This is a genomic window from Bartonella sp. AD328YNZD (assembly GCF_042196425.1).
The window spans coordinates 1-5,583 of sequence record NZ_JBHIQG010000161.1; the positions used below are offsets into that span (position 1 = coordinate 1).

The window sequence follows — 5,583 nt, forward strand, 5'->3', positions numbered from 1 at the left end:
CTTTCTCGTTCACAAATGGATAACTCTCCTGTTTTCCGGCGGAATTCTTATATTGTCCAGAGTGGAGATACACTACTTAGTATTGCACGACAAATAGGGGTCAGTGTTGAGGCATTAAAATTAGCAAATGGCATAAACAGCCATTCCATTTATATTGGTCAAGTCCTTGTGGTTCCAAGCAGGCGTACATTAGCAGCTTCAAATGCACACAATAATAACGATTGGGCAGTGTCAACAACAGAATCTGCATCCCAATCTCAAGTGATGTCCTCTATAAAAAACAAGAAGTCCTCTCCTATATATAAAGCTCCTGTAACAACGCCACTCTCTGCAAAGATGAACAAATCAAGTTCTGAGAAAAAAATTTCTAGACAGATGATGCAATTGAAACATGAGACTGGTTTGTCAAGTACTGTTACGAATACAGATAATATGATGACTCCGCAAGCCACAGGAATTTCTAAGATGCGTTGGCCAGTACGAGGGCGTTTATTAAGCCAGTTCGGTCAAAAAAAGGGAACAGTAATGAATCGAGGAATAGATATTGCAGTGCCTGAAGGGTCTTCGGTAAAGGCGGCAGAAAATGGTGTGGTTATTTATGCGGGAGATGGACTAAAAGAGCTTGGTAATGTTGTGATGATTCGACATGAAAATGATATTATCACTATTTATGGATGTAATAGTAAGCTTGTTGTTAACAAAGGACAAAGGATAAGGCGCGGTGATGAGATTGCTAAATCTGGTGTTTCAGGAAATGTTAAAACGCCACGTGTCTATTTTGAGATGCGTAAGAATTCATTACCTGTTGATCCCCTTAAATATTTAGAAAACTAATTTATTGATGACTTTTACATTTGAATAGTCTTACAGTTTATAGAAAATTCATGAAAAATAATTGATTTTCTTAAATCAATAACATTGCAGCAAAAAATCATTGGTTTCAGGAAAGTAGTTCGTTGGGGTCGTTAGGTATTACCATCTTTGTATTTATGAAAGTGTAAGACAATAGTATCATACTATTTGTCAGCTTTGAGTGTTCCAATTTCTCTTGCATTTGAGAGAAGCATGAAAAAAATATTTCACGCCTTTCTTAAAAAGTTTTTATCTACAGGCTCATTTCATATGTGTGACGTGCAAGAAAATCGTTTTGATTAATTCAGAAAGTTTGAAATGAGAGCGTTTTATTGTATTTAGATCTGTCATTTGATATCAAAAACGATAAATTATCTATATAAATTAAGTTTGTTCATTAGAAAAATTATCTTGTATAATTTATTGAGTTAGTGAAAAGATTTGTATTGTAGGATATACAATAGGGGAAAGTGAATCTATTTTTTAAGATTTTTCTCATTGTATTTTGGTATTCTGCCTCTTAAGGATTTATTGTATTTTTGTAAAGCTGTGATTAGATTATGTAGTTATTGCTTTTTATGATAAATTCTTTAGGAATTTTTTCTGTATCGGAATTTCATTTTAATAGAGTGGGAAATAACTGAGGTTTAACTATAGGAGATAAAAATGTTTATTACGAACGCTTATGCTCAAATTGCAGGCGATGTTTCCGGTGGAATTTCATTTGCTAGCGCTGTCCCATTCATTTTAATTTTTGCAATTATGTATTTTTTTATCGTTCGTCCACAGCGTGCCCAAATGAAAAAACGCCAAGAAATGCTTAATGCAGTACGTCGTGGTGATACAGTTATAACGGGTGGTGGTATTATCGGCAAGGTTACGAAGGTTCACGACGAGAGTGATGAATTAGAGGTTGAAATTGGTGAGAGTATGAATATTCGTGTTATTCGCTCAACATTAGCTGATGTGCGCATTAAAGGTGAGCCGATTGCAGAAAAAAAATCAAAACTTAATGCTAAAGCAAAAAGACCACAAAAGTCTAAATCTAAAACGGCAACGAAAGAAGATATGAGTATCTCTAAAGAGAAAAAAGCTATATCAAAGGAAAATGCATCTTAAGGTGTAATGGCAGTTTATTACATTTTTTAAGCATTTTTATAAAAAGCTTGGCAAGATCAAGACAATTTCATTGAAAAATGGGCTTTTATAGTGGCTACAGAAAATGGAGTTTTTGTTTTCTTTAGATTATTAAAATAGTTGTTTTATTTATAGAATATTACGCAATTTTTTTCTGTTTTTTTAACAAGATCATTGTTTTTATAAAAAGAGATTTGTGAGTAAATAAGCTGAGGAAACTTTTTAAAAAATAGATTTATTTAAGCAAGTATAGCATTTTACTGCGGTTTATTCCCAAATTTTCATATATTTGTTGTATGATAAGATTAGGGTATTATATAAAAATTTTCACTTCAATACTAGGCTATGTTTAACATATCAATGTTTATATCATCCTTACTTTAATTTTTATGGTGAGAAGTAGCAAAGACAATTGGATTATTCAAAAATAAAAGGTGCATATTCATGTTCGATGCAATTCAAATTCGTGAAGCACATTTTCCAAGTCGCGCACCTATTGATGCTTATGGAAATGGTGGGTTTCGTTTTGCTGATATGTCTCATAGAGGTTCTATTATTTGTGTACCATCAGGCATTTATGGCATTGAGATGGCAGGGCCTGTTCCCACTCAAGGGGATATATCTCGTATTTTAGAAGAAGCTTCTGAAATCGAAGTTTTATTAATAGGTACTGGAATTGAATTATTACGATTACCTGAAGAGTTACGGGTGCTTTTATGGGAAAAACGTATTTCATCAGATACAATGAGTACGGGAGCGGCGGTCCGTACATTTAATGTTTTATTGGCTGAAGATCGCGCTGTTGCGGCGTTATTATTTGCGGTAGAATAGAGTATTGTTTAATAAAAAAAAGGCTCTGGTCTAGCATGAAAGACTTGTGTAATTATTTCCTGCGCTGTAAAATACTGTCGTTTAAGGCGGTGATATAAGGGTATAGAATGTACATAACTTAACACATTAAGTGTTTTTAAATACAGCAGCAAGTATTCAGGACAAAGTTTGCTCGTAGTTCCTAATGAATCACATGAGTGATCAGCTCTTGGCACTTGAGACAGTTCATAAGAGGCATTTTAATTCTTTCTTATACAGTTTTTGCCTACAAGCCAGTTCCGCTTGTGACGTGCAAGGGAATAGTTTTTATTGATGTAACATGAAATTGGTTTGAAATGAAAGCATATCTACGATATTTGGGATTCTAATTTAACATACAAAACACAAAATTGTCATTATAAATCAATGCATTTATAGTAACAGAAACGCACCGAGAGCAATTGGATTTTTTACAAATTGGTGTTGGTAAGAACCTTTGTCTTTTAGAGTGGGGAGGAGGTCAATGATTTGATGAAGTTTTTGTGATCAGTGCATTTTTTATAAAATAACATTGTCATCTATCCACTGAAAAAGTGTTTTGCGTTGTTTGTTGTTCAAGTTTTACTATGCATGTTACGATTGGTTTTTAGCTTTTTTACTGCAAATGAAAACTTGAAGTCCGATAAGATAAGTTTTATCAGAAAAATTATTTATTTAATTTTTTCTTTCTAAAACGAAAAGGGACTAGAAAAGAAATTTTAATTCATAATACAGTTAAGAGACGCATTTAAAAATCTTATTTTCTGAACTGTATTTGCCTATCTTTCATTTTTTAATATGAATAAAAAGAGGGTATTAATTTAATTGCTAAAAAAGGGACGTTAATAGGTTCATAGAATGATAGGCTCTCTTCCTTATTGTCTTGATATTTTACGTACCATAGATCGTGATCGCTATATATCGGTTTTATTTGCGCCTAAAAAAAAGCGCCAAGCATTGGCTGCTCTTTATGTATTTAATGCTGAAGTTTCTCGTATCCGCGAAAGTGTACATGATCCACTTATAGGAGAAATACGGTTACGTTGGTGGTATGACGCTATTGCTCATGGTGAAATGCAAACGAGTGGAAACAATCCGATTTTGAATGATTTATTAAAAGCAATGACTCTTTTTAATTTACCTAAGACAGCTTTTTTACGTTATTGTGATGCGCAAATTTTAGATCTTTATCACAATCCAATAGAAACACTTCATGATCTAGAGCATTATTGTAGTGAGACAGCAGGCATAATTTTACAGCTTTCTTGTCAGATATTAGATCCTGAAACTGCACAAGAGTTTACAGATATCTATGAACACGGAGGGATTTCTCAAGGATTAAGCGGTGTATTGCGTCTTTTATCATTCATGCAATCACGATATCAATATTATTTACCCACTGATATATTAAAAGCTGTAGGAGTGAATAGGGAAGATTTGGAATCTCATCGTCTCAGTGATCAACAAAAGAATTGTATTGTTGAAGCTATGGTAGCATTATCGCGCGATCATTATAACCGATTTTACGAGTATTCTTGTACTTTACCGAGAGTTCTTAAGCCAGCTTTTCTTCCATTGGTCATTGTACCGGCTTCTCTTCAAAAAGCTATACAGCTGGGGGCAGCAATTTTTCAAGAGAGCGCAACTTTGCCATTGATGTATCGCTATTGGTTGATAACAAGGGCAGCAATAAGCGGCAATTTTCCAAAGATATTGTAAAAGAATATTACTATGTTGGAATGCGTGACATGTAGACTGATTTTCTCATATGAAGATAAAGGAGCTATTGTGATTCCAAACCATTTTTTTGTTATAAAAAATGTTGATGTTTTGGTTGTTATGAACACAAAAGAATAAGAAATTTTGTGATCTTGAAAATACGGTATATTTTTTAATCAGTAGTATGTTTTATTCAGTGTATTGGATAGGTGAGATGCAGAGAAAGAAAAACATGAAATAAAATTTCTATTTTATGAGACAAGTTATCTTAGCAGTCTATAAGTCTATAAAAAACTCTTATTTTTGAGAAATTATAACATCATAATTGATGACTGTTATGATTTATGAATATATTGATTTATAATGATAATTCGTTTTTTCTCATATTGAATGAGAGTCTTGAATAGAACAAGATTTCTCCATTTTTATAATGAATTTTAAAAATAGTTTTTTTATCTATTATAAGTTGGGTGTGTAAATGAAATCATTTAAGGAAGAAGCAATACGCTCCCTATGAATGAATATTAAGAGTAGCAATATGAGCTATGAATGAATGACGATAGGGATGACATTTATAGCTTAATGGGCGACAACCTTTGGATGGATAATGTTTTTTAATGCATTGCAAAAACGATTCTACATTCCATTGACTATTTTCTCGCAAATCCATACATGCACTGTTTTGCGAGAAAATGAATCATTATAAAAACGCTGATACTAAGATATGCAGACAAGAAACCTGTCTTACCTCTTAAACTATAGACGAAGAGCGATAGACACTTTATCAAATAAGCCCTTTAAATTATGCACAATCTTTTTATTGGAGAGCGTTAAAGATCTGATTATAATTTGTGCTATTAATTTCCAAAGGATGTTCTTTATTGGCAACTTGGAGCATTTCTAGCTTAAGATCTTCTCTTATCATCATATCTATATTGGCGCGGACCTCAGTTGAAAGAGTATGAGACGTGATATCTTTAGGCATTGTTACAGTCTTTATTTGATAAATGATACGGTTTGTTGCAA

At 32.9% G+C, this 5,583-nt stretch carries 4 protein-coding genes and 1 pseudogene; 4 read left to right on the forward strand and 1 reads right to left on the reverse strand.

The genetic code is table 11. The features are described 5' to 3' along the window. From ACFIO3_RS07990 to ACFIO3_RS08005, 4 genes are all read left to right on the forward strand, one after another. On the forward strand, nucleotides 1-834 hold an 834-nt coding region (locus ACFIO3_RS07990; protein ID WP_375704290.1), incomplete at its 5' end, for a peptidoglycan DD-metalloendopeptidase family protein. A gap of 684 nt (nucleotides 835-1,518) precedes the next feature. Then, nucleotides 1,519-1,971 (forward strand): preprotein translocase subunit YajC, encoded by a 453-nt coding sequence (gene yajC, locus ACFIO3_RS07995; RefSeq protein ID WP_375606263.1) that lies wholly within the window; start codon nucleotides 1,519-1,521, stop codon nucleotides 1,969-1,971. A gap of 462 nt (nucleotides 1,972-2,433) precedes the next feature. Further along, nucleotides 2,434-2,820 (forward strand): Mth938-like domain-containing protein, encoded by a 387-nt coding sequence (locus tag ACFIO3_RS08000; protein WP_375606262.1) that lies wholly within the window; start codon nucleotides 2,434-2,436, stop codon nucleotides 2,818-2,820. Between the two features lie 876 nt (nucleotides 2,821-3,696). Beyond that, nucleotides 3,697-4,557: a phytoene/squalene synthase family protein gene (locus tag ACFIO3_RS08005; protein ID WP_375610181.1), complete on the forward strand. Its 861-nt coding sequence runs from the start codon at nucleotides 3,697-3,699 to the stop codon at nucleotides 4,555-4,557. An 817-nt stretch (nucleotides 4,558-5,374) separates the two neighbouring features. Here ACFIO3_RS08005 and ACFIO3_RS08010 read toward each other — a convergent pair. Then, nucleotides 5,375-5,583 (reverse strand): annotated as a pseudogene (locus tag ACFIO3_RS08010) (peptidylprolyl isomerase); the annotation flags it as partial.